Raw genomic sequence first — 22722 nt, 5'->3', positions numbered from 1 at the left:
GGAGAACACCAGCGACTTTAAAGGAAATTGGAAGACTCAATTAACCCTGAGCAAGGGATAAAGAAGTTAACCGTAGAGGGTCGAGCCAGGCAACATTTCTTACCTATCGAATGCTTGTGTTCGACAACCGACTTGCCAACAGTTCAGGTGCAGTTAGAACCTGGGCATAAAAAGGACCGTGGTCTGCATCTTGAGCAAGCCGAATATTCTGCACACGGCTAGCAATTTCAGTGCTTTTCACATCGTAGGTTTGAGTCGCCAACTTAGGGTACAAACCGATGCCAATGATGGGCACTAGCAAAGAGACAGCCACAAATGCTTCGCGAGGCTTGATATCCCAGGAGGTGTTGTTGGGAATTTCCAGCTCACCAGGAGTACCAAAGAAGATGCGACGCAGCATGGACAGCAGATAAATCGGAGACAAAATCACACCGATAGCAGCCAAAATTACGATGATTGCCTTAAATAAGGTGCTATAGGCATCACTGGTGGAGAACCCAAGGAAGACAGCTAGCTCAGCCACAAAACCACTCATACCGGGCAGCGCCAAAGACGCCATGGCACCGGCAGTAAACATCCCGAAGGCCACGGGCATGGCTTTGCCCATGCCACCCATTTTGTCCATCGCCAGGGTGTGAGTACGCTCGTAAGCCACCCCAGAGAGGAAGAACAGAACTGCCGCAATCAGACCATGGGAAATCATCTGTAGCAGAGCACCGCTTATACCCAAGGTAGTAAATGCTGCCAAACCGATGAGGACAAATCCCATATGGGCCACAGATGAATAAGCCATGCGGCGCTTGAGATTGTCCTGACCAAAGGCTGCTAAAGAAGCGTAGACAATGTTAATTACGCCAAGGATTGCCAGGATGGGTGCGAAGTAAACATGGGCATCCGGCAACATCTCGATGTTCATACGAATGAGGCCATAGCCTGCCATTTTCAGCAGCACACCTGCCAAAATCATGGACACAGGCGCAGGGGCTTCGCTATGGGCATCCGGTAGCCAGGTATGAAATGGAAAGACCGGTAGCTTGACGCCAAAGGCAATCAAAAAGCCCGTGTAGGTCAGCAGCTGCATCGGTAACGAATATTCCTTAGCAGCCAGCTCGCTGAAGTTAAAGGTGAGATTGTCACCGTAGAAGGCCATTGCCAGAGCTGCCAACAAAATAAAGATGGAGCCGATAGCCGTGTAGAGAATAAATTTAGTCGCCGCATAGAGACGCTTCTGACCGCCCCAGATAGAGATCAGCAGATAGACCGGTACGAGTTCTAGCTCCCACATGATGAAGAACATCAACATGTCTTGGGTCAAGAAAACGCCGACCTGGGCGCTGTACATCAGCAGCAGCAGTGAAAAATAAAGCCTGGGCTTCATGGTGATATTCCAGGAAGCAACCACTGCCAGCGTTGTGACTAGTCCGCTCAAAATCACTAAAGGCATGGACAGACCGTCAGCCGCCAGTGACCAGTTAAGACCGATTTGAGGAACCCAAGCAAAGTTATCAACTAGCTGTAAGCCGGTCTGATTGAGATCGTAGTAGTTAGCAAATGTATAAAAAATGAGGCTCAGTTCGGCCAAGCAAGCGCCAAGGGTATACCAGCGGATAGTTTTACCCTCGCTATCTGGTAGCAAAGGAATAGGGATAGCCGCTAGGAGGGGGAAAATAACTAGCGCTGTTAACCACGGAAAGTGTTCAACAATCATGCCAACTCATGCGTACAACTCGTAGAGGCGCATTTTGCCGAGAGGCAGTTGGTCTAGCTTGAAGCGAAAAGGCTTGTTGTTTACAACGTACCCCCTGTCAGGGGAGCTACTGTCTTCGCGGCGGCCTTGGTCGAAGAGGTCGGAGGAATTCAGGAGCACGATGTACTAAAGAAAAACTAGGCTAACTAACCGGACGGCAATGAGGAAAAATACCTATTGAAATACGCCCAGTCACAGTATATGTAATTTGGTTAACTTTTGATAAGGTCTAAAGTCTTAAAAATCATTTGTTTTCTTAATCGGCCAGATATATAAAGCTCTTGGCAAGATGTTAGAGCATCACACATAAAAAAAAGATATAGAGGTAATCAATCACATTTATGTAAATTTGTGTTTATAAAAATGTGAATAAATAAAAATATGTAATGTGGCTAAACCTGTCTGTGGGGGCACTTGCGATGCGGCTTAGCTAATGAGGTTAGCTTGGGTGCCCTGGTGATCAATGGCGAGTTGATGAATGGTATAGGGGATATTGACTGATTGCCAGGATTTACCCAGGGTTTGCTGGATAGTGGGTGCGGTTTCTGGACTGGCTAGGGTCAATAGTGTGGGGCCAGCGCCGCTGATGACAAGGCCCCAGGCTCCGGCATTAAGGGCGTCTTGATGGATGTCGTCGTAATTTGGAATGAGGGTTTTGCGGTAGGGCTGGTGGATGCGATCGCACAGTGCTGTTCTCAACCAGTCGCCATGGCCAGTGGCTAGGGCTTGAGTTAGTAGACCCAGGTGCGCCGTATTAAAGATGGCATCAGCGCGGCTATAGCTTTCGGGTAGAACTCTACGGGCTGCAGATGTCGATAGCTCAAAGTCTGGAATGGCGACAATGGGAATGATGGATTCATGCCAGGGCAGTTGGCAGATGGCGAGGGGTGTGTTTTCGCTATGGACGGCGAGTTGACAGCCGCCAAGCAGGGCGGGGACAACGTTGTCGGGGTGACCTTCTAATTCGGTGGCGAGGCTAGCGAGCTGACTGTGAGTTAGGGGGCTGCCTGCTAATAGGTTTGCGCCGACGATGCCGCCAACAATGGCGGTAGATGAGCTGCCTAGTCCACGGGATAGGGGAACGTGGAGGTCAATCGCAATGTGGACGGATGGGGCGTTTTTTTGTAAGTGGTTATAAAAGGCTTCGTAGGATTTGTAGACGAGATTGTCGGGGCCGATGCTGAGGCGATCGGCTTCTTTGCCGGTGATGGTGATGGTGAGGGTGTCGGCAGGGGTAAATGTGAAGTGGTTGTGGAGGGTGAGAGCTGCACCAAGGCAGTCGAAGCCGGGACCAATGTTGGCGGTGGTTGCGGGGACTGTTACTTGGGCGGTTTGAGGCATTGTGATTTGGTTAAAAGTGTCTTATTTGAAAGGAAGCTGCAAGGGGCCTCCCCGTTTGGGAGGGGAGCCAACGGGCGGGGTGGGTTACCGCGACAAACACAGCCGATACCCCGTAGGGTGGGTTGAGCCCATGGAAACCCACCAGGTCAAACCCCATAGAATTACCCCAAGTAACCCCAAAAACGTTCCCCCGTAGGGGCTCCCCTTGTGGGTGCCCTAAAGGCGAGGGCCAAGCAATTCAGGCACCCCGTAGGGGCTCCCCTTGTGGGTGCCCTAAAGGCGAGGGCCAAGCAATTCAGGCACTCCGTAGGGGCTCCCCTTGTGGGTGTCCTAAAATCAAGGTTCCAAGCAATCAGTATTCCAGATTAGAAGTACCCGTGGCTATCCAACGCCGCTTTTAATCGGGCAATCACATCCGGCACCGAAATCGCCCCCAAATCCCCTTCCTGCCGTGTACGAATGCTGAGGCTATTGTTCTCAACCTCTTTAGCACCAATCACCGCCATCACCGGGATTTTCGCCTTTTCAGCATTACGCACCATCTTGCCTAGGCGCTCGCCACTGCGGTCAACCACAACGCGCATACCTAGCTGTTGCATTTGCTCAGCTACTTGCTCAGCAAAGGGCAGCTGCTCAGCAGTTACAGGCATTAGCCGTGCTTGCTCGGGGGCGAGCCATAGGGGGAAGAGGCCAGCATATTCTTCGATCAAAATACCGATCAGACGCTCTAACGACCCAAAGGGAGCTCGGTGGATCATCACCGGACGCTGACGGGTGCCATCCGCAGCGACATATTCCAAATCAAACCGTTCTGGCAGGTTGTAATCTACCTGGGTGGTGCCCAACTGCCACTCACGACCCAGGACGTCGGTAAAGATAAAGTCGAGCTTCGGTCCATAGAAGGCGGCTTCGCCAATGCCTTCAAAGTGCTCCATGCCTAAGGTTTCAACGGCACGGCGGATGGCGTTTTGGGATTTTTCCCACACGTCATCGGAACCAATGTATTTGTCAGAGTCGGGATCTCGGAAGCTTAGGCGAGCTTTAAAGTTGTCTAGCTGCAGGCTCTTGAAGACCGCCAGAATCAGATCGACCACCTTGAGGAATTCGTCGTCTAACTGGTCTGGGGTGACAAATAAATGGGCGTCATCAACGGTAAAGCCGCGTACCCGTGTAAGACCACCCAGCTCACCGGACTGCTCATAGCGATAAACTGTGCCAAATTCGGCCAGGCGCATAGGCAGCTCTTTGTAAGAGCGCAGTTCATCTTTGTAAATCTGAATGTGGAAGGGACAGTTCATGGGTTTCATGACGAAGCCCATTTCATTGGCTTTGTCCTCTTCTGTTTCCGCCATCATCGGAAACATGTCTTCGCTGTACTTTTGCCAGTGGCCTGATGTTTTGAACAGGTCTACCTTGGCAATATGGGGGGTGACAACGGAGAGATAACCGCGCTTAACCTGCTCCTGCTTAAGGAAGTCTTCTAGGGTAGAGCGCAGCAGGGTACCTTTGGGTGTCCAAAGCGGTAGGCCAGGGCCAACATCCTCAGAGAATAAAAATAATCCCAGCTCTTTGCCTAACTTGCGGTGATCCCGCTTTTTGGCTTCTTCACGACGGCGTTTGTATTCTTGCAGTTGCTCAGGGGTTTCCCAGGCAGTTCCGTAGATGCGTTGGAGCTGTGCTTTAGTTTCGTCACCACGCCAGTAGGCTCCAGCAACGCTTTCTAGATCAAAGGCTTTGGGATGTAATTTGCGCGTGCTTTCTACATGGGGACCAGCGCACAGGTCCCACCACTGATCGCCCAGATGGTAAAGGGTTATGGGCTCTTCGATACTATCTAAAATTTCGAGCTTGTAGGGTTCTCCTAAAGCTTCAATGCGTTTTTTCGCTTCTTCTCTAGATACTTCTTCCCGTTCAACCGGATAATCCTTTTTGATAATCTTGATCATCTCCTTCTTGATCGTTTTTAGATCTTTATCAGAGAAGGGATCGGGATTATCAAAATCGTAGTAAAACCCGTATTCGGTCCAAGGACCAATGGTGACCTGAGCTTTAGGGAATAAACGCTGTACAGCCATTGCCATCACGTGGGAAAACGTATGGCGAATGCGCTTAAGGTCTTCGGACTCGTCCGTTTTGGGAAGGTATATGTTTTCAGACTCAGCCATAGGAACTGTTCGGGTTCGATAACATCTGTCAGATTAGCTAAGACACTGGGTATCCCTATAAGCTTATAAATTAAAACGCTAATCTGATTCGCAATCAACGAATGTATCCGTTGATTGGGACACGTGCCGCATCCTAGCTTAGACAGGCGCTATGGCTTTGGCAATATGCATGCAAATTCAGTAAACATCGTGTGGGGTGATGTAGGTTTATCAGGGTATCAGAGTTCAATAACATCGATCTCTGAGTTGCAATCTTTCTAAAGAGTTGTGCCAAACGGAAATCGGTGTGGTATCGTTGATGCTTGTGAAATTCAGCGCGTGTATTAGTTAGCGTTGCCCCCCGATTGAGGGCCTGAATTTTTAATGTACGACACAGTTTTTTCGGAAAACTAAATCCTTTCGTTTATGGCTAAAACCACAACAGCTGCCCCATTGGTATTGCATCCAATGGCTAAGTTTCAGCGTCAAGTGAAGTCCCTTGTAGAATCTGACGTCATCAAGTCCACCGATAAGCTCTGGAAAATAGCGTTCTTGTTTAGAAATAACTGGGAGCACTGGAAGCATGAGCTTGAAGAGTTTGAGTTTTCTATGCAAGATCCCATTAGCGATTTACTGGCTGTGGAGAGTTGGGAAGAAGAGCAGTAAGGCTGCCCATGGCGTCTGTCATTCTGTTGATCTGCTCTCAGGCAAACAGCATTGAGGATAGCCATAGCGCCAGAAATGGCAACAGGAAGAATAGTCCCATGACATAGCCAATGGCAACGATACGATAGTTGCGTGTAGCAGTGGCTAGCTGCTGTGCTAAGGCTAAAGGCACACTGCGTAAAGCTGGGATGCCATAAATCAAAATTACAGCTGCCAAATTAAAGCTTAAGTGCACTATCGCTAGCTGCAATGCCACTGGGCTGTCAACGGCCAAAGTGGCGATGAGGGCTGTAATACATGTGCCGATGTTTGCCCCTAAAACAAATGGGTAAATACTTTCCAATGTGGTAATTTCAGCGGCTGCTAGGGGCACCACTAGACTGGTGGTCATGGAGGATGACTGTAGCACTGCTGTCAACCCTGTACCTGTGAGTAAAGCACCCAACTTTGAGCCATGGCCCAGTGCCCAATACATGGTCTCCTTGGCAAAGGTGCTTAACCAATTTTTCATTAGCCAGCCTAAGGCGGTAACACAGATCATTAGGCCGCCAACGCTAGTCCCAAATAGCAGCAAAGCATCCCATGGTCCGGACAATGTATTAATGCCATAGGCTGCTACCCAATGGACGGGTTGCAATAGCCAGTCTATGGGAGATACAACGCTGGTGGGAAAAATAGCGAGCTGATTGCTTTGCTCTAAGAGTATTTGGCTTAGTCGCTCTAGGGGGTGCAGCCATAGTTCTATGGGAAAGAAAATAACCAGGGCAAGTAGATTAAAGCAGTCGTGAATGGTGGCAGCGGCGAACCCCCGTTCAAATTCGTCATCGCTGCCAAGGTAGCCCAGGCTGACTAGGGTATTTGTAATGGTGGTGCCAACATTTGCCCCCATCACCATGGGAATGGCCGTGGCTAAGGGGAGACCACCAGCAACCAGGCCCACCAATAGGGTGGTAATAATGCTGGATGACTGCACTAAAGCAGTGGCTAGAATGCCCAGTAACAGGCCTAACCAGGGGGTGGCGGCTAAGTTCAACCAGCTTTCTATCTGGGGACCAAAAATCGATTGAAACCCAAGATTTAGTAGATCAATAGAGGCAAAAAGGCCATAGATGGCTGTTAGGATACCGCCTGCGTAGAGCCAGGATTGACCTAAACTAGGTGTCTGAGACTCTAATGGGCTATTTTCTACTGAGGATAGTGTTTCAGCGGCTGCATTAGCCGTTGACGATAGATCAGTTGCTGCTGCCGTTGTTTTGTCGGTTTCAGCAAGAGCATTGGAGTCACTTTGAGAAGAAGAAGTTGCCATGAACGTTGATGCGCTAATTAACTGGGTTGAAGCCTGGGCTCCACCTGCGTGGCAGGAGGCTTGGGATAATTGTGGCTGGCAAATTCAGCCTGGTATTCTGTCTCAACCGGCGGGGGTCTTAGTCTGTCTGACGCCAACGCTGGCGGTCATGGCCGAGGCGATTCGGCTTAAAGAGGAGGGTGCCCCAGTTAACCTTATCTTTGCGCACCATCCCTTAATTTTTAGTCCGCTCAAATCTGTGGCAGCGGGGGATGCGGTTGGGGATATGGTTCGTCTCAGCATTACCCATGGCATTGGGGTGTACAGTGCCCATACTAATTTTGATCAGGTCGCTGATGGTACGGCTGATGTTTTGGCCCAGTTGCTACAGCTACAAAATTCGGTACCGGTGGTGCCCACCCAAGATGGTTTAGGCTATGGTCGAGTGGGTGATTTGCCAAGTGCTCAGTCTTTGGATGAGCTGCTGGCGTTGATTCAGGCTAAGCTCAACCCGCCGAATTTAATTCATTCACCGACGGCGGATTTACAGCAAGTGATTGACCGGGTTGCTGTGTTGGGTGGTTCCGGTGCCAGCTTTATGTCGGCGGTTGCGACAACGGGAGCCCAGGCCTATCTGACGTCCGATTGTAAGTTTCACCAGTTTCAGGAAGGACGCGATCGCAACCTGATCCTGATCGATGCAGGCCACTATGCTACCGAACGCCCCGCCTGTGCCAAACTTGTGGAGAAATTTCAGCAACAGGGCGTTACCTGGACCCAACTTAGCACCACCGACGAAGACTTCCGTCAATTTTGGTGAGACATTTAGAGTCTAGACACTCTTCTTTACTCGCTTTAGTCCTTCTGCACCACCGACCCTGCTCACATCCTGTTCCAGCTTGGTCACTTTAATATCCTTAATCTCATCCTCCATGGCTTGGTCCAGGTTGCTGATGTAGTAAGACATACTGTGATCAGCAATCAAGTCAAGGCCTGACTCGAATGCGCTTTTAACTAAACCCATAAACCCATCAAAGGCTCGGTAAATAGCCTTGTAGTTATCGACTAAGAATCCCTTTGAGTTAAAGTACTTTTCGGTTCCCAAGTGACCATAGAGATGCATTGGGTTGCGCAATGAAAACGGCGGTGGCACATGGGGAACAACATCATTGTTGTTAACAAAGCGAAAAGCCCGACCTGACAAGTTTTTATTGAGTTGTCGGCTAAAGGTAAGATCGCCTACACGAGGTTGTCCAAAGGTGTATAAGCCTGCAACGTTGAAACCATTTTCTTGCAGTGATGCTGCAGCCATGGTGGCTAATGCACCTCCCAAACTATGCCCAGTAATGATTAATGGTGGTAGTTTTGCGGCAGTACCACTGACCTTTTGCCAACGTTCAATTTGTTTGAGAACGTCTCGTTCAATATCTGCCCAACCAAGAAAGAATCCTGTGTGAACTTTACCCTTGTAGGACGATACGGTGGTTTTGCCAGCCCGCCGAATTGTAAAGTTACGCAGTTTCATATCTAAATTGGTGGTCCAATCACGGATCTCTTGAGTACCGCGAAATACTAACACCATGCATTCGTTAGTTCGAAAGATAAAAGCCTGGGTATCACGTTTCTTAGCGTTGAAATATCGAAAGTTATTACGAATGTCGATTTTCCATAGCTCTGCGATTTTAGCCACATATCTCACATCTTCGTATACTAGCCGAGATGCTTTTGCCAAACTGAGGGCAAGCTTAGTGCTGTAATGGCTAACATCTCCTAGTTTCTCAAAATCACCTTCTTTATAGGGAGATCGCAGAATGCGATAACCAAACTTTTCAAACAGCTGTCTGACACCGTCAAAACCGTGGTCATAAATGTAGTTATAAAGCTGATCGTAAACTCTCGAATCACAGTTATGACGATAGGTCTCGTCTGCAATTAGCCTGATCCAATAGTTGAGCCAGGGTTTTACTTCCTTTACACTAAATGCCTTAGATTCAACCATGTAGCCAAAATGCTCTAGACCGTTGAGCATTTGGTTAAACCAATCCCGCATCGATGTTTCTGCGTAATACTCTTCTATGTCAGATATCTGCTTTTCATGGTCAGATGTCGATTGATCAAGTTTTTCCTTACGATTTTTTCGCTCTTTAGCACTGCCCAAAGCTTCGTTCAAGAGCTGATTTGTTACCCTAAATGTCTTGCTTTTTGCTGCTGTTGTCTCAGGTATGTTGAGCGGATAGTCTCGATATTCCTCAAAGGCCAAAATACTTAACGCGCTGGAAATACCAGGATCATTTTCAAACTCCCGTGTGGCTCGCCGTAGAAAATCAATGCGTTGCCATTGGTGGTACTTACTATAACTACGGACGCCATAGGCCAAGGCGATGGCACTAAGGCCTACTGCGGCGGCAAATGCCCCCTGAATCCGTAAAAACCATTGCCGTTGAGTGGCTTCAATGGTTTCAAGGCTATCGCCATTTGGGGTTTGCGGTGTCTGAGCTTCATGGTCAAGCAGTGGCGAAATGCTGTCTTCAACCTGATTGATGGCAATGTTGCTTTCTGCCTTAGGTTCTGGAGTTGCTGGAGCGGCTCCCATCAACAGTACACTACCCATAAGTGCTGCTGTTCTGACTGAAAGAATACTCACTGAAAAACGCACCATAGTCTACTAATGAACCAAATTGCTTCGATGCTACCGAAGCCTGAACTCGTTTGTTGTAAAGGATAATGAAAATTGATGTATCTGATACCTGGCCGCAGGATACTGGGGGTGCGATCGCAATTCAAAACCGTCTGCGCAGCCAGGTAATCACCACCGACCAATTTGCAGCAATCACCACTGTGGCAGGCATTGATGCAGGCTTTGAGCAGGATGGCACCATCACCCGTGCTGCGGTTGTGGTTTTACAGCTGCCGGAACTAACACTGCTAGAACAGGCAATCGCCTATCGCCCCACGACATTTCCCTATGTGCCTAGCCTGCTATCGTTTCGCGAAATGCCGACGGTATTAGATGCCCTGAGGCGGCTAACCCTGGAGCCCGATTTAATCCTCTGTGATGGTGCAGGCATTGCGCATCCCCGCCGATTAGGCATTGCCAGCCATCTGGGGGTGCTGATGGATAAACCCACAATTGGTGTCGCCAAATCTCGTTTGCTAGGGACCCATGGAGAGTTACCTGCTGACAAAGGAGCCTGGGTGCCGCTAATGGATCGTGGTGAGCGGATTGGAGCTGTGCTGAGAAGCCGCACCGGGACTAAGCCGCTGTTTGTTTCCGCAGGACACCGCATTAGCTTGGAAACTGCCGTTGACTATGTGCTGCAATGTACGCCTAAGTATCGTTTGCCAGAAACCACACGGTTGGCCGATCGGTTAGCATCAAATCGAGGTCCCATGCCCTCGGTTGGCACCTCTGCAACGGATGGCACAGAGCAAATGGAATTATTTTGAGAAGGTCTTGAAATTGGATTTGCGCCCCCGTGTAGAGGCGTTCCCTGGAACGCCTCTACACGGGGGCATTTTGCAAGGCTAAATATGTTGAACCTTATCCTTTACAGGAAAACGTACCTTGGGTAAATGGGCATATTTATCCTCGTCCAAACGGTATCCGGCAGCGCACACCACCACCGAGCGATAGCCCATCTCTGGCAACCCCAGAATTTCGTCGTACTGATCCGGCATAAATCCTTCAATGGGGCAGGTGTCGATACCCAGTAGGGCTGCACTGACCATCAGCTGCCCCAGGGCAATATACACCTGACGGGTGGACCAGCTATCAACATCGGGTATCCCCTTCATAAAGCCCTTGACCACATTACTGAAGCCTTGAAGGGACTCCAGGTCCACACCCCGGACTTCTGATATACGAGCCATCGAGCGATCTACATCTGTTTCGTCTAGCCCAGTTTTGATGGCGAGCACCACCAGATGAGACGCATCCAGGACCTGAGACTGCTTCCAGGTAAATTCCAGTAGCTTTTGTCGAATGGCTACGTCATCCACCACAAAGAATTTCCAGGGTTCTAGACCAAATGAGGAGGGGGCTAAAACTAAACTTTGCTCCAGGGCTGACCAGGTCTCTGCTGGAATTTTTTTACTTGCATCAAACATCTTGGTGGCATAACGCCAGTTAAGGGCTTCGAGGACAGATTCACTTGAAAAATTTGGGGCAGCCATGAAAAATACCGGTTCAACATGGCTTTTATAGCAGTTATGGGGGGATTTCAACACACAACTAAGATACTCAACCAGAATTAACGCTATGGGCATGCTGATGAGATACCGAACGCTATCAGTCAGGATTGCGTTCGGTATCGAAGGGCATCCACAAGGGAATGCCCCTACAGGGTTGTCCATTTTTAATTGGATTGAATGAATTCGGATTTGGTATCAGTTGCTCCTAATGGCCATAGCAGTTGTATGGCAGAGTTTGTTCTATGGTTGTTTCTTTATGGGATTGCGATCGCGTTTGCAACGCTTAGGATCTTTTAGAATGTCTTAAATTTTTGAGTGCCGCTAACGCAAACTGCTCTTCAGCTTCCCCTTGCAGTAGGTGAACCATGAATTTTCCCAGTTCGGTTTTAGGACTAATACCTGTTTCCTTTTCAAAAATAACGGCTAAATTCTTCACAGCCTCTGCTCTGCTAAAACAATAGTGCATTTCCTTGTCAAGCGTATCCTTGCTAGTCTGTAGCTTCTCATTGAGTTGGCTTTGGATGGATGCTTGCAGCTGAGCCCATTCCTGGGTCTGTTTAGTTGGATGACCTAAGACATGCATGCTCCACTCGTGCTCAATTTCACAGAGCCAAAAATTTAGGGGGGCATGATAAGTGGCTTTTACAAGAATCCGCAGTAATGTATATCGATCTTTAGCCTGAGTCAGTGGCGATGTCCATAACAATTGGCAATACTTAGTGGCGTCTGATGGAATCTCAACAGATTCTATGGGGGTTTCTATCTTAGAGGGCTTATTGCGGTGGTTACGAAATTGAGTCCAGCCCTTATGCACAAGACGGCGAATCTCTTCAATTGAGAAATCCATGCCCTGAAGCTCATAGATTTGTTGAATTTGAGCTTCAGTAAAACCGCTAATGTATTTGAGTCTTAGCGCTGTGAACTGTGGCGAAAAGCTGGCTGTAGAGAGATGATTCATCGCTCTACCGATTTTTGCTAAGCAGTCACGGGCACGGCTATCTGGTAATGAATCTTTTGCAAGAGAGGGTCCGTCTGTGTGTAACTGCCATTCATTTTCTAAATTAGCCTGGTTTAGCAAAAGACAATAATTGATCAAACGGCTCAAGGCGCTGAGGCTATTAACATAGCGATCAGGACGAATATAACAGTGTTGAAAAACCACCGACATAGACGCTATTAGATCCTTAACCATCAACGCCTGCAGTGGCTGAGTCCGTAAGCTATCGATTTTTTGATAAATAGCGTAATTGAAGGCGAATAATGAATGTAAAACATCACTACGGGGAGAAAATAATCCCTGTAATCTTCGATATATCAATATGTCAGACAGGGTAGAAGAAATACTTTGAGTAGAGGGTTTTATGATCTCCAGTTCTTCTTTGCCAATTCGCTCTAAAAGATCGCTTCTTGAGGAATACCCAAGTTTTGTAGCTAACTTTTCTAAACGTTCCCAAGCATTGTCAGAGAGAGAAATATTACGGCGTTTGCGTCGCTGACTTTCATCGGTCAAGGTTGGTGGACGACCACGCTTGGGTTTGGAGATAGGGACAGGTGATACGCTCTCGGGTGAGTTAAAGGATTCAGCATCAGGTTTTGCTGACAAGGGCATGTGCTTTTACCTTGAATCTGCAGCTAAGCACCTATTGAATTAGGTTACGTAATAAACAGGTATAACATTAATCTATACAAATAATGTGGTCAGACTGGCCCTTGTATTAATCATTCATGACTATTTATCACGGCTAACCAAAGCCGACTGCTTTAAAGTTACGTAATTAATAGGCATATTGCCATCAGTGGATGGCTCCATAGGACTTCATTCTCAATTATTTGATGTTTAGAGACTATTTAAAGCTGAATTATATTTACACGTAGGTAATTTTGAAGTGACCTTATTTGTAAGGATTGCTCACACTTCTAATGCACAAATGAGTAGAAAAACCTATAAAGAGTAGTATTACTTATATGAAACCATGATAAATTTAATTGCGTAACTTACGTAGCTTAATTATGCTTGCCTGCCAGTTAAGTATTTGTGTTTGGTGAAAGGCAAGTTTCAGGATATAGAAAGGTGGTTTTCTTGAATGTCTGTTTTAGCGATCGCATGCCAGTTTTTCGCTTGGCTGTGATGCTTGGGCAGCATCGTTTAAGAATGGTGTATGAGAGTTTCTGTAGATGTTGCTTTTGAATAGTCTTTGGTTATTGGGCCGATGGATCGAAAACAGCTGGAATGTATGGCGGTTAGTGAAGTTGTTGTTGAATTGCTGAATGGATCACGATTAGTGATGCCAGAAGGCGTCGCTATCATCTTTATTCACTGGCTTAAATGTTTGACTGCTAATGGTTTTAGCGATGTGACTATTACCAGTAAAAAGCAGAAACATGAAATTGTGATGCAACTGGGCGCAGGAAGTGTTATCCAAACTAAGGTTCCCTTTCATCAAGCTGAAGATATCCGAAAGCGCCTGGCGAGCTGATCTTGTAAGGGTTCCTGATTTCTGTTGGAGGTGAGTAAGTTAGCTTAGACAGTAACAATAAATATGGTTGTTGATTGCAGAGAATGCAACAGGCCGGGCTCTGATGACTATGAGCTCGGCCTGTCCTTTAAGTAAAGGCTTTTAGAATATAGTTTGGAGATGATCTCGATGAGCTTTAAAAAAGAGTATCGTCAACTACCTACAGAAGGAATAGTGGTTGAGATTGTTCGTAAAAGTGAAGAGTGGCGTGTTCAGGTATATGGTGTGTATTGGTTTGCCAAGGCAAACAGGCATCTAGACTTTAATCCTGGAGATATTGTTCGAGTTGTTGGCCGTAGGGGGAATAAACTGATTATTGACAAGCAAAAATGCGAATCACTTTACACTATTGACGATCACTGATGTAGCAGGTGTTATATGGGTCCCAATAATTACTCAAATTCAGACGCCAGAAACCAGTAAGGTTCTGCATTCTGGCGTCTGACTTGTGGCATCTGACTCGTGGCATCTGTAGCGCTTTGCTCTTCATCGTTCGCCCTTAGCGTTCTCGAAGAGTAGAGTATTCTACCCTTGGGAAAAAAGTCCCGTTTTGAGTTGATACCCGTGATTAGAGCTATGAATCACCCAATAAACATCCGATTATGCTGTCGGTCATAGTGCAATTCGCCACAGGTGATCATGTTGTGTAAACTGCTACCTAATGAAGGCATAATTTCACAAATGGGGGAATGTAGCTGCTGAGAACATTCCTGGGCTAGTTCATAAAGACCATAAGAATGTGCTTTGAGTAATTTAGGTACTAACTGGCTAATGTTCGACACTAGACTTTTATCAGAGGTGAATTTCATGAGCACATATACCTAACGCTTCCCCTTAATTACGCCATAGGAATCGTTAATCTAGTGTGAGCTTGTACAGTCTGTTGAGAAAACTTCAAGATCCCACACCAGATGTTATTTTTCTTTGAATTTCCCTCAGAGACAAATTTGTTTTGAGGATCTGATACCCAATCCGAATAAAGAAAAAACAGCCCTTGACAAGATTGTCAGAGACTGTTTGATGTGTTGTATTAACGTTGTGTTCGGTCTCAAATAAGAAGCCCTCTATGGACGCTAAGGCTCACAGAGGACTTCGGTTTAGATATAAAGTTTAGGCGATAAGGCCATATGTTTGTATAGACATATGGTCAGAGATAGAGCGTTATGCAATAAATCGTTTCATCTATGAATCCACCCTATGACAGCATGAACCATGCGACACATGTGAGCGGTGAACCCCACTGACCCTTAATATAATCGTCAATTTTCCTTGGATTGTGCTTGGGCTCACAGCCAGATAAGAGCGTTGCCTCTGTGATTCATGCATAAATTGCATGAATCTAATTATGACCTATCCCTACCTGCCATAATCGGAATGTCATCCAGCCCCCACGGTTATGAAACTAGTGCTCAAAGCACTCATTCGCAGCTATCAGATTTTAATTTCCCCCCTGTTGCCCGCGACCTGCCGCTACACACCCAGTTGTTCAAGCTATGCCCTGGTTGCTATCGAGCGCTTTGGCCCGTTGCGTGGTAGTTGGATGGCTATTAAACGCATTGTCCGCTGCAATCCTTGGCATGAAGGGGGCTACGATCCGGTCCCTTTGATGCCGATGGTGGGCAAAACTGACCTCAGCGATTTAGTGCTCACTAACGAAGTGTCCGCCAAAGTGTCCGCTAAACCCCTGGATGACGCTCAAGAAACATCCACACCCAATCAAGACTAGTCGTTTCTACCAACTCAGCTCTAGACCAGGTAGAGCCTTTCTAACCCACCCCCAGCCCCAGTATGAAACGAGTCAACCTCAATGAGTTAAAAGACCAGGGAGTTTCCCACAATACCGCCATTCGTAAAAAAGTCATGTTACGGCCAGGAGATATTCCTCACCTGACTAACTTTTCCCAGGCGACATTTGCTCCGGGGCAGGTGGCTAGCGCCCATGCCCACTCGGATATGTATGAGGTGTTTTTTGTGTCAGCGGGTAGTGGCACAATGGCTGTGAATGGCATGGACCAAGCCCTGTTGCCAGGGGTGTGCATTCTGGTGGAGCCCGGCGATGTTCATGAGGTGACGAATACGGGGGCAGAGCCCCTGGTGCTGACTTATTTTGGGATCACATAATGCCCTATGATGTGCCGCCGCCGCCGTTGGATAATCCTGTTTACCTAAACCATCGGCGTTGGATGCTGCGGGCCTTGGCACTGGCAGAAGTGGCTGGGGAGGCAGGCGAAGTGCCGGTGGGTGCTGTGCTGGTGGGTCCTAATGATGACGTCATTGCTGAAGCCGTTAACCGTCGAGAGCGGGATCATGACCCCACCGCCCATGCCGAAATTTTAGTGCTGCGTCAGGCGGGACAATCGTTACAGAATTGGCATCTCAATGACTGTCGTTTATACGTCACGTTAGAACCCTGTCCGATGTGTGCTGGTGCAATTGTGAATGCGCGGTTGGGTTTACTAGTGTATGGCGCAGACGACCCCAAAACCGGGGCCGTACGCTCTGTTATCAATGTGCCAGATGGACCAGCGTCTAATCATCGATTAGCCGTACAGGGGGGAATTCTCGCATCTTCCTGCCAGCAGCAGTTAAAAAACTGGTTTCGGCAGAGACGGCGGTAAAACTGTCCTGTCCACTGACAGAGCTAACCTAAAGATAGGTATATGGTATGTATACAAATGTGGAGTTGAGTATCGTCGGGCACATGGCTCACAATACCTATATCCCCTTTGGGTGTTTTCTTCATTGTCCTGAGTATCGCTAATGGCCTTTAGTCCACAATTTTTGCTTCCTAGACAGCCAGCACCCCAATCACGGACTATCCTCTGTCAATCGAAGCTATCCCCCTGGCTTACTCCGTTAGCCTACAAAATTGGTGAGAAGGTTCTTCTGCCGAACTTTTTTAAGACTATTCGCATCACTGGTCAGGAAAATATCCCCACCAGCGGTCCGGTTGTGTATGCGCCGACCCATCGTTCCCGGTGGGATCCTTTGTTGATAGGGTTGGTGGGCCATCAGTCAACGGGGCGTTACTTGCGGTTTATGGTGACGGCAGATGAATGCTTGGGTCTACAGGGCTGGGCTATTAAGCAACTGGGTGGGTTTCCGGTGAATGTGAGGAGACCTGCGATCGCAACTCTACGCCATGGCATGCAGCTCCTGAAAAACCAAGAAACCCTGGTTATTTTTCCAGAGGGTAATATTTTTCGGGAAGAGCAGGTCCAGCGTCTTAAGCCTGGCCTAGCCAGATTAGCCCTACAGGCTGAGCAGTCTACACCCAATCTGGGGGTTAAGGTTTTACCCATTTCTCTAGCCTACGACAGCCTTCATCCCAGCTTTGGTAGCAGTACCGAGATCCGCATTGGTCAGCCATTAACTGTTAGCAACTACCTGCACACAGGGTCAGCTAAGCGACAGGCAACCCTCCTGACAGCAGACCTAAAGCAATCGTTAGAAACGTTATCTCGATGTGAGCAACCGTTAGCATTGGCGGCGTAATCGCCCCTGAAAAATTTACGGCTCTCAGCGGCTACAAACGGCCTCAATTATCTGTTGTTGCATGGCAGCCAGTTCTGCCGAGGGCGTGTTGACGTTAAATAACGCTTGAATAGCATCTAAACGCAGTCCCTGGTCAACAAAATAGTCAGCGTGCTGGATGGCCACCCAATCTTCAGTGGGGCTCCAATCTTCAGTGAGTAAATCAGGATCTTTGGGAATGGTATTTAATGCCAGCTCGTTACTAATCTGTTGACGGAAATCTTCAGGTAACAGGCGAAAATCGGGAAACTTGGCTGGATTCTCGGCACCAGCATCTAAATAAACCTCTAACCGATAAATGGTATCAGATTGTAGTGGCTCACCACCGTACATCACATGACTGGTGGTCGATGCAGGAATATACTCCCAGAAGACTTCATTCGTGGCCTCATCCCGTAGAGCTAGCTTTTTAATGCTGCCGGGTTTGAAAACAATCACAGGCTGCTCGTGCCAAATTGCCGGCGTCCCTTCACCCGCCGTAGCCGGTGCGATAATGCACAGGTCGCCACGGGAAATTAGCGGTGGATCTTCATCGTCATTATCCAACAGACGTCTGACGATACTGTTTAACTGTGAGGCTGCCTGTGCCTCAGCAGTGGGCACCGTGGTAGGCACGATTGATGCCAATAGAACCCCTAAGGATGAACATAGTAATTTGGTATATACAGATGCTCTAATCATTGTTATTTCCTCTTGAATTGTGCAAGTTTTTGTCAGGAAAATTGTGTTTTAGAGTTTCTCTAGCATTGAACTATTGCTGTTTAGGACGAATGCGTTGAAAACCTGGCAAATGGTAAAGCCAGACTGTTGCCGTTGGTAATAACCATGGCATCAGAACAGATGCTGTAATATGCATTTGCAAACCAACTAAACCAGAGGCGGCGCTAAGGAGAATAATGCTGAGCCAGCGCTGTCGCTGCGATAGGTCATGTCGCCTCGCGACAATGGCTGAGCCCGCACCCAGAAAAGACGCCACACCCACCATCCACAGGGTGGGAATGGGAACAACCTGATGACGTTCTAAGAAATGATGTATGGCATAGGCATGGGCTTCAGTGCCTGTAAATCGTCCGGGTGGATAGGTCGATTGTGCAGGATAACGTTGGTGATGCCAGTAAACGACCGCAGGGGGTGGTTCTGTGTAATCTTTGGTATCTCCTAATCCAGCACCACCATAACCACCGGCCCCAATTAAAACAATCTGATTTTTCCAGGTCAGTGATGCAGATGGCTCCAATAGCTCAGACGATGAAATGGCTTGGTAAACCTGGTCGGCTGGGATAGAGAAATCTAAAATTGGCTGTAACCAACGCTGTTTAAGTAGTCGTGATAGAGCAGAGAGATGTTGCTGAGAGAGATTCTGTAATAGTGGATTGTTAGTTGGGCGAGAACTGACGTTAAGAAGTTGTGTCCTTAGATCTGTTGTACTTAAGATCGAGGGCGACAATGAACTGCCGCCTACCTGTGCCAGGGCGGCTAAATAAGCAAATGGGCAGCGGGTTTGGCAGTCGGTGAGGGGGGGCCTCAGGTAGTGCCACGGGGCGTTGGCATATCCCTGCATGCTCCAGGCCAGATCGGTGACGCCTGACCGGGGACCAATTTCTTCCCCTCGGCTCAGAACCGAGCCTAGCACCAGCCAGATGCCTTGTTCGGCAGCATTTTGCAAGGATTGTCTTAAGATAGGCTCGTTTTCGTCCTGGCGTCGATCAAACAGATAATCAATGCCAATGACCGAACTTTGACCGGATGAAAGAATATCAACCAGTTGAGCAATATAGCGCCAATTCATCTGATATGGGGTAAAGCCATCAATTTCTGAGACAGCTTTGTCGTCGATTTGCACCAGTAGTATGGGAGGAGTAGATGATGTGGGAATCTGTTGGGTGACCTGGCGATAAACTGACTGACTGTAGAGACGCTGGGATAGGAGCCAATCTCGTATGGAGGGTGTGATGGAAAGAAGTGCGATCGCACCCAACACCACACCCTGTCGCACACTGGGTAGCCAAGGGTCTAACCGTGCTTTCCAACCAAGCGGTTGTAGTTGAAAGAATGCTGCCCCACGATGACTAAATAAAGAGGGAATTAGGTGTGCCGATGGATAGGTTAACGTACTTTCTGAGCGAAGCGATTGGCTAGCTTTCTGTAAGGCTCTGTGGACATCGTCAAATTGAACTAACCGTCGTAGAAACTGGTTTAAAAAGGCCTGAGCTACCTGATTATGTATCGGTTCTCGCATTACCACAACCTGGTTTAAACCTAAATCCACCAGGGTGTCGGCAATATCAAGACCTTTGCAAGAGTTAAACAGGGCAAACTGTAAGCCATTTTGTTGGGCCTGTTTTAAGTAGGGACCCAGCTCGCGCATCGAGATATTGGCATTGGGGGCAATGGCAATTTCACCCCCAACGCTATCGGCTTCATTACTGTGGCCAAAAAAGAACAACATGTCCCAGCCGTTAGAATCGCTGATTTCACGACAAATCGCCTGGCCCAGATCTGCTACATTCATCCCCGGTCGCCAGCCCACCTGATGGATTTCGGCCAACGTACTCAACGTCTCGATAGCTTGTAAATCTCCAGAGAGATCGAGACCAGTTTCGTCACCAATGATCACCAATACTCGGGCTTTACGTCGATGTTTTTTGGGGGGTGTTGCTGCTGTGCGAATGTTGGCCGGTAAGCGGGCAATACAAATAGACTGATGCTGACTAAACTCAGCACTGACCTCCCAACTCTCCCAAGGCAGCCGAGAAAGATGTATGGGATTACAGGTGATAAATAGAGTAATGGTTTCAGGGCTGGTTGGATCGATTGTGGCCGCTTTACCCAACTGACGACGAATGGGAAACAGCGGTTCACTGCGGAGCCAACGATGAAATTCCGAAAGAAATTTGGCTTCTGCCTGCACCAACTGGCTATGCCAATCAGTGCGCTTAGAAGAGATTTGGCCAGTAACCCCGGCTCGCCCTCGCATAGGTTGCTCATTATTACCAAAGGCTGACTGGTAATAGCCTAAATAAGCCCGTTGCCAACGCTGGTAGAGTACCGTCAGCTGTTCTGGATAAGGCAGTTGTGCCATGAGCTGTTGCCCCTGTCCCCAAGTCAGCTCAAAGAAGCAGGTCTGGCTTATTTGATTAACGGCTAGGCGATAGGTTTGGGCCATTACGTTCCGGATTGACTAAATCGCAGTATTGCCAATTGTTTGAAAGTTATTCAAGTCGTGAATAAGTTCTAAGTAACCAGAAATATGATGATTTGACACAGTCAATAAATAGACTTATCTGTATTTTCACTGTTTAGATAATAATAAGTATACATAGCTCTATGGATTGAGAAATAAGCGTGAAAACCACTGATGTAGGTGAATGTTCATAAACATGAACATTTTTATCTATTGGAATATTTATTACTTCTTAATACCTAGCCCCTGTCCTGCTCAAAACTCCTTTTTTGGTTGTAGAGATGATGCATGTCTCCGTCTATCTCAAGTGTTTTCTGGCTAGTGTGGTGTGGTTAGTGTCGACTGTAGTATCCCCTGTGGTGATAGCCCAGGGGGTAGAACCGTTGCCCCCTGAGCCTGTGACTCCACTGCCTGAACCGGAGCCATTGCCTGCCCCAGAGGATTTGTTGCCTCAACCATCGGTGCCGTCAGATTTGCCTGAACAGGGGATAGCTGTGCCAGGTACCTTTGTGGTCAGTGCTTTTCGAGTGGTGGGTAGTACTGTCTTTAGTGAGTCGGAGCTAGGGGCGGTAACGGCTGACTATGTCGATCGACCCATTACGTTTTCTGAGCTATTTGAGGCGCGCGCAGCGATTACGCAACTCTATGTCGATGCCGGGTATATCTCTTCAGGGGCATTTATTCCATCCGACCAATTGATTGGGGATGGTGTGGTCACGATTCAGGTAGTGGAAGGTGGTTTAGAAGATATTCAGATTACTGGCCTCAAGCATTTGGACCCTGGCTATATTAGTTCTCGCATTGAGGTGAGAAATGACGCTCCACTAAATGTCAATCGTTTAGTGGAATCGTTACAGTTGTTACAGATTAATCCACTGATTGAGAATTTGTCGGCGGAGCTAGCCGCTGGCACCCAAACTGGCAGTAGTATTCTTAACCTGCAAGTGAAGGAAGCGCCGAGATGGGGCGGCACGATCTCTTTAGATAATTTTCGCTCGACAAGTGTGGGGAGTTTTCAGCGGCGGGCGACTCTCTCCAATATCAACCTGCTGGGTAAAGGGGATAGTTTTGTAGCGAGCTATGGCTACACCAATGGCAGTGATACCTGGGATTTGGGATACACCATCCCCCTGGGGCCTCACAACACGTCGTTGGCCATTGACTACAGCACGACCGACAGTCGCATCATACAAGATGCATTTGAGGTGCTAGATATTGAGTCGGACTCGACAAATTTGGTATTGAGCCTGCGCCAGCCAGTGATTGAAACCCCTACCGAAGAACTGGCTCTGGAATTGGCGTTTGACTACAGACGGTCTGAAAGTACGTTCCAGTTTGGGGATATTCGGTTGCCATTACAGACGAGTGGCAGTGACGATGGAGTTACCCGTATATCGGCAATTCGGTTTAATCAGGAATGGACGCAGCGCAGTGCACGGGAAGTGTTGGCACTGCGATCGCAATTTAGTCTGGGTACTGACTGGTTCGATGCCACCCGTAATTCTGGCGATCGCCCCGATGGTCAATTTTTGAGCTGGCAAGGGCAGGCCCAGTGGGTGAAAGCGTTTGATAACGATCAGCTCTTTCTCGCCAGGCTGACGGGGCAGCTATCTGACGGGCCGTTGCTGTCGCTAGAACAGTTTCGTTTAGGGGGGCAGGGCAGTGTGCGGGGTTATCGTCAGGACCAGGCCACCACTGACAATGGGGTGTTTGCCTCAGTGGAAATGCGTTTCCCACTGTTTGAGGTGCCTAGTATTGATAGCGCCATGCAGATCGCCCCGTTTATTGACTATGGCGTCGGTTGGAACAACGGCGAACAGGTGGATCCCGATCCCAATAACCTGCTGAGTATGGGCACGGGGTTGCTATGGCAAACGGGCGATCGCATCAGTGCTCGTCTAGATTTTGGCATGCCTCTGATTGATCCAGGAGAAGAAGGAAACTCCTTTCAAGAGAGTGGTTTTTTGTTTAGCATCACAGGTCGCCTTTTTTAAGGGGCAGTCTCGTAAATTTACTGAAACTTTATTTCCCCACTAAATCGAGAAATGCTACCATTCTGCCTAAATTATCTGGACACAAAATACGCGCGCATCTCAGGCGCATCTGGTTTATCT

20 protein-coding genes are annotated in these 22722 nt (G+C 48.1%); 10 read left to right on the top strand and 10 right to left on the bottom strand.

Features of this window, described 5'->3' with window-relative positions; all coding sequences use genetic code 11:
- Positions 1-103: 103 nt before the first annotated feature.
- From QGP82_RS26655 to thrS, 3 genes are all read right to left on the bottom strand, one after another.
- Positions 104-1708, bottom strand: a complete 1605-nt coding sequence (locus QGP82_RS26655; protein ID WP_163659441.1) for an NAD(P)H-quinone oxidoreductase subunit 4 — start codon at positions 1706-1708, stop codon at positions 104-106.
- A 465-nt stretch (positions 1709-2173) separates the two neighbouring features.
- Positions 2174-3088 (bottom strand): homoserine kinase, encoded by a 915-nt coding sequence (gene thrB / locus QGP82_RS26650; protein WP_499061544.1) that lies wholly within the window; start codon positions 3086-3088, stop codon positions 2174-2176.
- A 365-nt stretch (positions 3089-3453) separates the two neighbouring features.
- Positions 3454-5253, bottom strand: a complete 1800-nt coding sequence (thrS, locus tag QGP82_RS26645; protein WP_163701320.1) for a threonine--tRNA ligase — start codon at positions 5251-5253, stop codon at positions 3454-3456.
- Positions 5254-5658: 405 nt separating this feature from the next.
- On the opposite strand from thrS, the gene QGP82_RS26640 reads away from it, so the two are divergent.
- Positions 5659-5898 carry a DUF4327 family protein gene (locus QGP82_RS26640; protein WP_163659443.1) on the top strand — a complete coding sequence of 80 codons (240 nt, stop codon included), beginning with the start codon at positions 5659-5661 and terminating at the stop codon, positions 5896-5898.
- Between the two features lie 37 nt (positions 5899-5935).
- On the opposite strand, the gene QGP82_RS26635 is transcribed toward QGP82_RS26640, so the two are convergent.
- On the bottom strand, positions 5936-7204 hold the full coding sequence (locus tag QGP82_RS26635; protein ID WP_499061543.1) for a Na/Pi symporter: 1269 nt from the start codon (positions 7202-7204) through the stop codon (positions 5936-5938).
- On the opposite strand from QGP82_RS26635, the gene QGP82_RS26630 reads away from it, so the two are divergent.
- The gene (locus QGP82_RS26630) at positions 7203-8003 is read left to right on the top strand and encodes a Nif3-like dinuclear metal center hexameric protein (protein ID WP_499061542.1); all 801 of its coding nucleotides are present in this window, start codon (positions 7203-7205) and stop codon (positions 8001-8003) included. The genes QGP82_RS26635 and QGP82_RS26630 overlap by 2 nt on opposite strands.
- 12 nt (positions 8004-8015) lie before the next feature.
- Here the strand turns inward: QGP82_RS26630 and QGP82_RS26625 are convergent, their stop codons facing one another.
- Positions 8016-9842, bottom strand: coding sequence for a lipase family protein (locus QGP82_RS26625; protein ID WP_499061541.1), 1827 nt, complete (start codon positions 9840-9842; stop codon positions 8016-8018).
- 65 nt (positions 9843-9907) lie between these two features.
- On the opposite strand from QGP82_RS26625, the gene nfi reads away from it, so the two are divergent.
- Positions 9908-10630, top strand: a complete 723-nt coding sequence (nfi, locus tag QGP82_RS26620) for a deoxyribonuclease V (protein WP_163659450.1) — start codon at positions 9908-9910, stop codon at positions 10628-10630.
- 78 nt (positions 10631-10708) lie between these two features.
- On the opposite strand, the gene QGP82_RS26615 is transcribed toward nfi, so the two are convergent.
- Positions 10709-11356, bottom strand: a complete 648-nt coding sequence (locus QGP82_RS26615) for an NAD(P)H-dependent oxidoreductase (RefSeq protein WP_499061540.1) — start codon at positions 11354-11356, stop codon at positions 10709-10711.
- 301 nt (positions 11357-11657) lie between these two features.
- Complete coding sequence (locus tag QGP82_RS26610; RefSeq protein ID WP_499061539.1) at positions 11658-12983, bottom strand: CopG family transcriptional regulator; 1326 nt, start codon at positions 12981-12983, stop codon at positions 11658-11660.
- Positions 12984-13584: 601 nt separating this feature from the next.
- Here QGP82_RS26610 and QGP82_RS26605 point away from each other — a divergent pair.
- Both QGP82_RS26605 and QGP82_RS26600 read left to right on the top strand, forming a co-directional pair.
- Positions 13585-13851: a hypothetical protein gene (locus QGP82_RS26605; protein ID WP_163659455.1), complete on the top strand. Its 267-nt coding sequence runs from the start codon at positions 13585-13587 to the stop codon at positions 13849-13851.
- Positions 13852-14019: 168 nt separating this feature from the next.
- A complete protein-coding gene (locus QGP82_RS26600; RefSeq protein ID WP_163659456.1) occupies positions 14020-14253 on the top strand; it encodes an NfeD family protein in 234 nt (77 codons plus the stop codon).
- A 218-nt stretch (positions 14254-14471) separates the two neighbouring features.
- On the opposite strand, the gene QGP82_RS26595 is transcribed toward QGP82_RS26600, so the two are convergent.
- On the bottom strand, positions 14472-14699 hold the full coding sequence (locus tag QGP82_RS26595; protein WP_163659458.1) for a hypothetical protein: 228 nt from the start codon (positions 14697-14699) through the stop codon (positions 14472-14474).
- Between the two features lie 587 nt (positions 14700-15286).
- On the opposite strand from QGP82_RS26595, the gene yidD reads away from it, so the two are divergent.
- From yidD to QGP82_RS26575, 4 genes are all read left to right on the top strand, one after another.
- Positions 15287-15616: a membrane protein insertion efficiency factor YidD gene (gene yidD, locus QGP82_RS26590; RefSeq protein WP_499061538.1), complete on the top strand. Its 330-nt coding sequence runs from the start codon at positions 15287-15289 to the stop codon at positions 15614-15616.
- 62 nt (positions 15617-15678) lie between these two features.
- Positions 15679-16011 carry a cupin domain-containing protein gene (locus QGP82_RS26585; protein ID WP_499061537.1) on the top strand — a complete coding sequence of 111 codons (333 nt, stop codon included), beginning with the start codon at positions 15679-15681 and terminating at the stop codon, positions 16009-16011.
- A complete protein-coding gene (gene tadA / locus QGP82_RS26580) occupies positions 16011-16508 on the top strand; it encodes a tRNA adenosine(34) deaminase TadA (protein ID WP_163659462.1) in 498 nt (165 codons plus the stop codon). The genes QGP82_RS26585 and tadA overlap by 1 nt, the downstream gene beginning before the upstream one ends.
- Before the next feature lie 142 nt (positions 16509-16650).
- Positions 16651-17385, top strand: coding sequence for a lysophospholipid acyltransferase family protein (locus QGP82_RS26575; RefSeq protein WP_499061536.1), 735 nt, complete (start codon positions 16651-16653; stop codon positions 17383-17385).
- 24 nt (positions 17386-17409) lie between these two features.
- Here QGP82_RS26575 and QGP82_RS26570 read toward each other — a convergent pair whose 3' ends face one another.
- Positions 17410-18105, bottom strand: coding sequence for a hypothetical protein (locus tag QGP82_RS26570; protein WP_163702442.1), 696 nt, complete (start codon positions 18103-18105; stop codon positions 17410-17412).
- 70 nt (positions 18106-18175) lie between these two features.
- On the bottom strand, positions 18176-20590 hold the full coding sequence (locus tag QGP82_RS26565) for a CHASE2 domain-containing protein (RefSeq protein WP_499061535.1): 2415 nt from the start codon (positions 20588-20590) through the stop codon (positions 18176-18178).
- A 299-nt stretch (positions 20591-20889) separates the two neighbouring features.
- Here QGP82_RS26565 and QGP82_RS26560 point away from each other — a divergent pair, with 299 nt between their 5' ends.
- Positions 20890-22602, top strand: a complete 1713-nt coding sequence (locus tag QGP82_RS26560) for a ShlB/FhaC/HecB family hemolysin secretion/activation protein (protein WP_163659470.1) — start codon at positions 20890-20892, stop codon at positions 22600-22602.
- Positions 22603-22722: the final 120 nt, after the last annotated feature.

Source organism: Leptothoe sp. LEGE 181152 (genome assembly GCF_032906605.1).
Lineage (GTDB): Bacteria > Cyanobacteriota > Cyanobacteriia > Phormidesmidales > Phormidesmidaceae > Leptothoe > Leptothoe turfae.
Note: the sequence above shows the minus strand (reverse complement) of the source record. Positions and strands in the feature narration are given on the sequence as shown.

Coding starts and splice junctions, on each gene's coding strand:
- QGP82_RS26595 (WP_163659458.1), bottom strand. CDS start 14,699: ATGAAATTCACCTCTGATAAAAGTCTAGTGTCGAACATTAGCCAGTTA.
- QGP82_RS26640 (WP_163659443.1), top strand. CDS start 5,659: ATGGCTAAAACCACAACAGCTGCCCCATTGGTATTGCATCCAATGGCT.
- QGP82_RS26625 (WP_499061541.1), bottom strand. CDS start 9,842: ATGGTGCGTTTTTCAGTGAGTATTCTTTCAGTCAGAACAGCAGCACTT.
- QGP82_RS26560 (WP_163659470.1), top strand. CDS start 20,890: ATGATGCATGTCTCCGTCTATCTCAAGTGTTTTCTGGCTAGTGTGGTG.
- QGP82_RS26630 (WP_499061542.1), top strand. CDS start 7,203: ATGAACGTTGATGCGCTAATTAACTGGGTTGAAGCCTGGGCTCCACCT.
- yidD (WP_499061538.1), top strand. CDS start 15,287: ATGAAACTAGTGCTCAAAGCACTCATTCGCAGCTATCAGATTTTAATT.
- QGP82_RS26600 (WP_163659456.1), top strand. CDS start 14,020: ATGAGCTTTAAAAAAGAGTATCGTCAACTACCTACAGAAGGAATAGTG.
- tadA (WP_163659462.1), top strand. CDS start 16,011: ATGCCCTATGATGTGCCGCCGCCGCCGTTGGATAATCCTGTTTACCTA.
- nfi (WP_163659450.1), top strand. CDS start 9,908: ATGAAAATTGATGTATCTGATACCTGGCCGCAGGATACTGGGGGTGCG.
- QGP82_RS26635 (WP_499061543.1), bottom strand. CDS start 7,204: ATGGCAACTTCTTCTTCTCAAAGTGACTCCAATGCTCTTGCTGAAACC.
- QGP82_RS26585 (WP_499061537.1), top strand. CDS start 15,679: ATGAAACGAGTCAACCTCAATGAGTTAAAAGACCAGGGAGTTTCCCAC.
- QGP82_RS26655 (WP_163659441.1), bottom strand. CDS start 1,708: ATGATTGTTGAACACTTTCCGTGGTTAACAGCGCTAGTTATTTTCCCC.
- QGP82_RS26575 (WP_499061536.1), top strand. CDS start 16,651: ATGGCCTTTAGTCCACAATTTTTGCTTCCTAGACAGCCAGCACCCCAA.
- thrS (WP_163701320.1), bottom strand. CDS start 5,253: ATGGCTGAGTCTGAAAACATATACCTTCCCAAAACGGACGAGTCCGAA.
- QGP82_RS26610 (WP_499061539.1), bottom strand. CDS start 12,983: ATGCCCTTGTCAGCAAAACCTGATGCTGAATCCTTTAACTCACCCGAG.
- QGP82_RS26615 (WP_499061540.1), bottom strand. CDS start 11,356: ATGGCTGCCCCAAATTTTTCAAGTGAATCTGTCCTCGAAGCCCTTAAC.
- QGP82_RS26605 (WP_163659455.1), top strand. CDS start 13,585: ATGGATCGAAAACAGCTGGAATGTATGGCGGTTAGTGAAGTTGTTGTT.
- thrB (WP_499061544.1), bottom strand. CDS start 3,088: ATGCCTCAAACCGCCCAAGTAACAGTCCCCGCAACCACCGCCAACATT.
- QGP82_RS26570 (WP_163702442.1), bottom strand. CDS start 18,105: ATGATTAGAGCATCTGTATATACCAAATTACTATGTTCATCCTTAGGG.
- QGP82_RS26565 (WP_499061535.1), bottom strand. CDS start 20,590: ATGGCCCAAACCTATCGCCTAGCCGTTAATCAAATAAGCCAGACCTGC.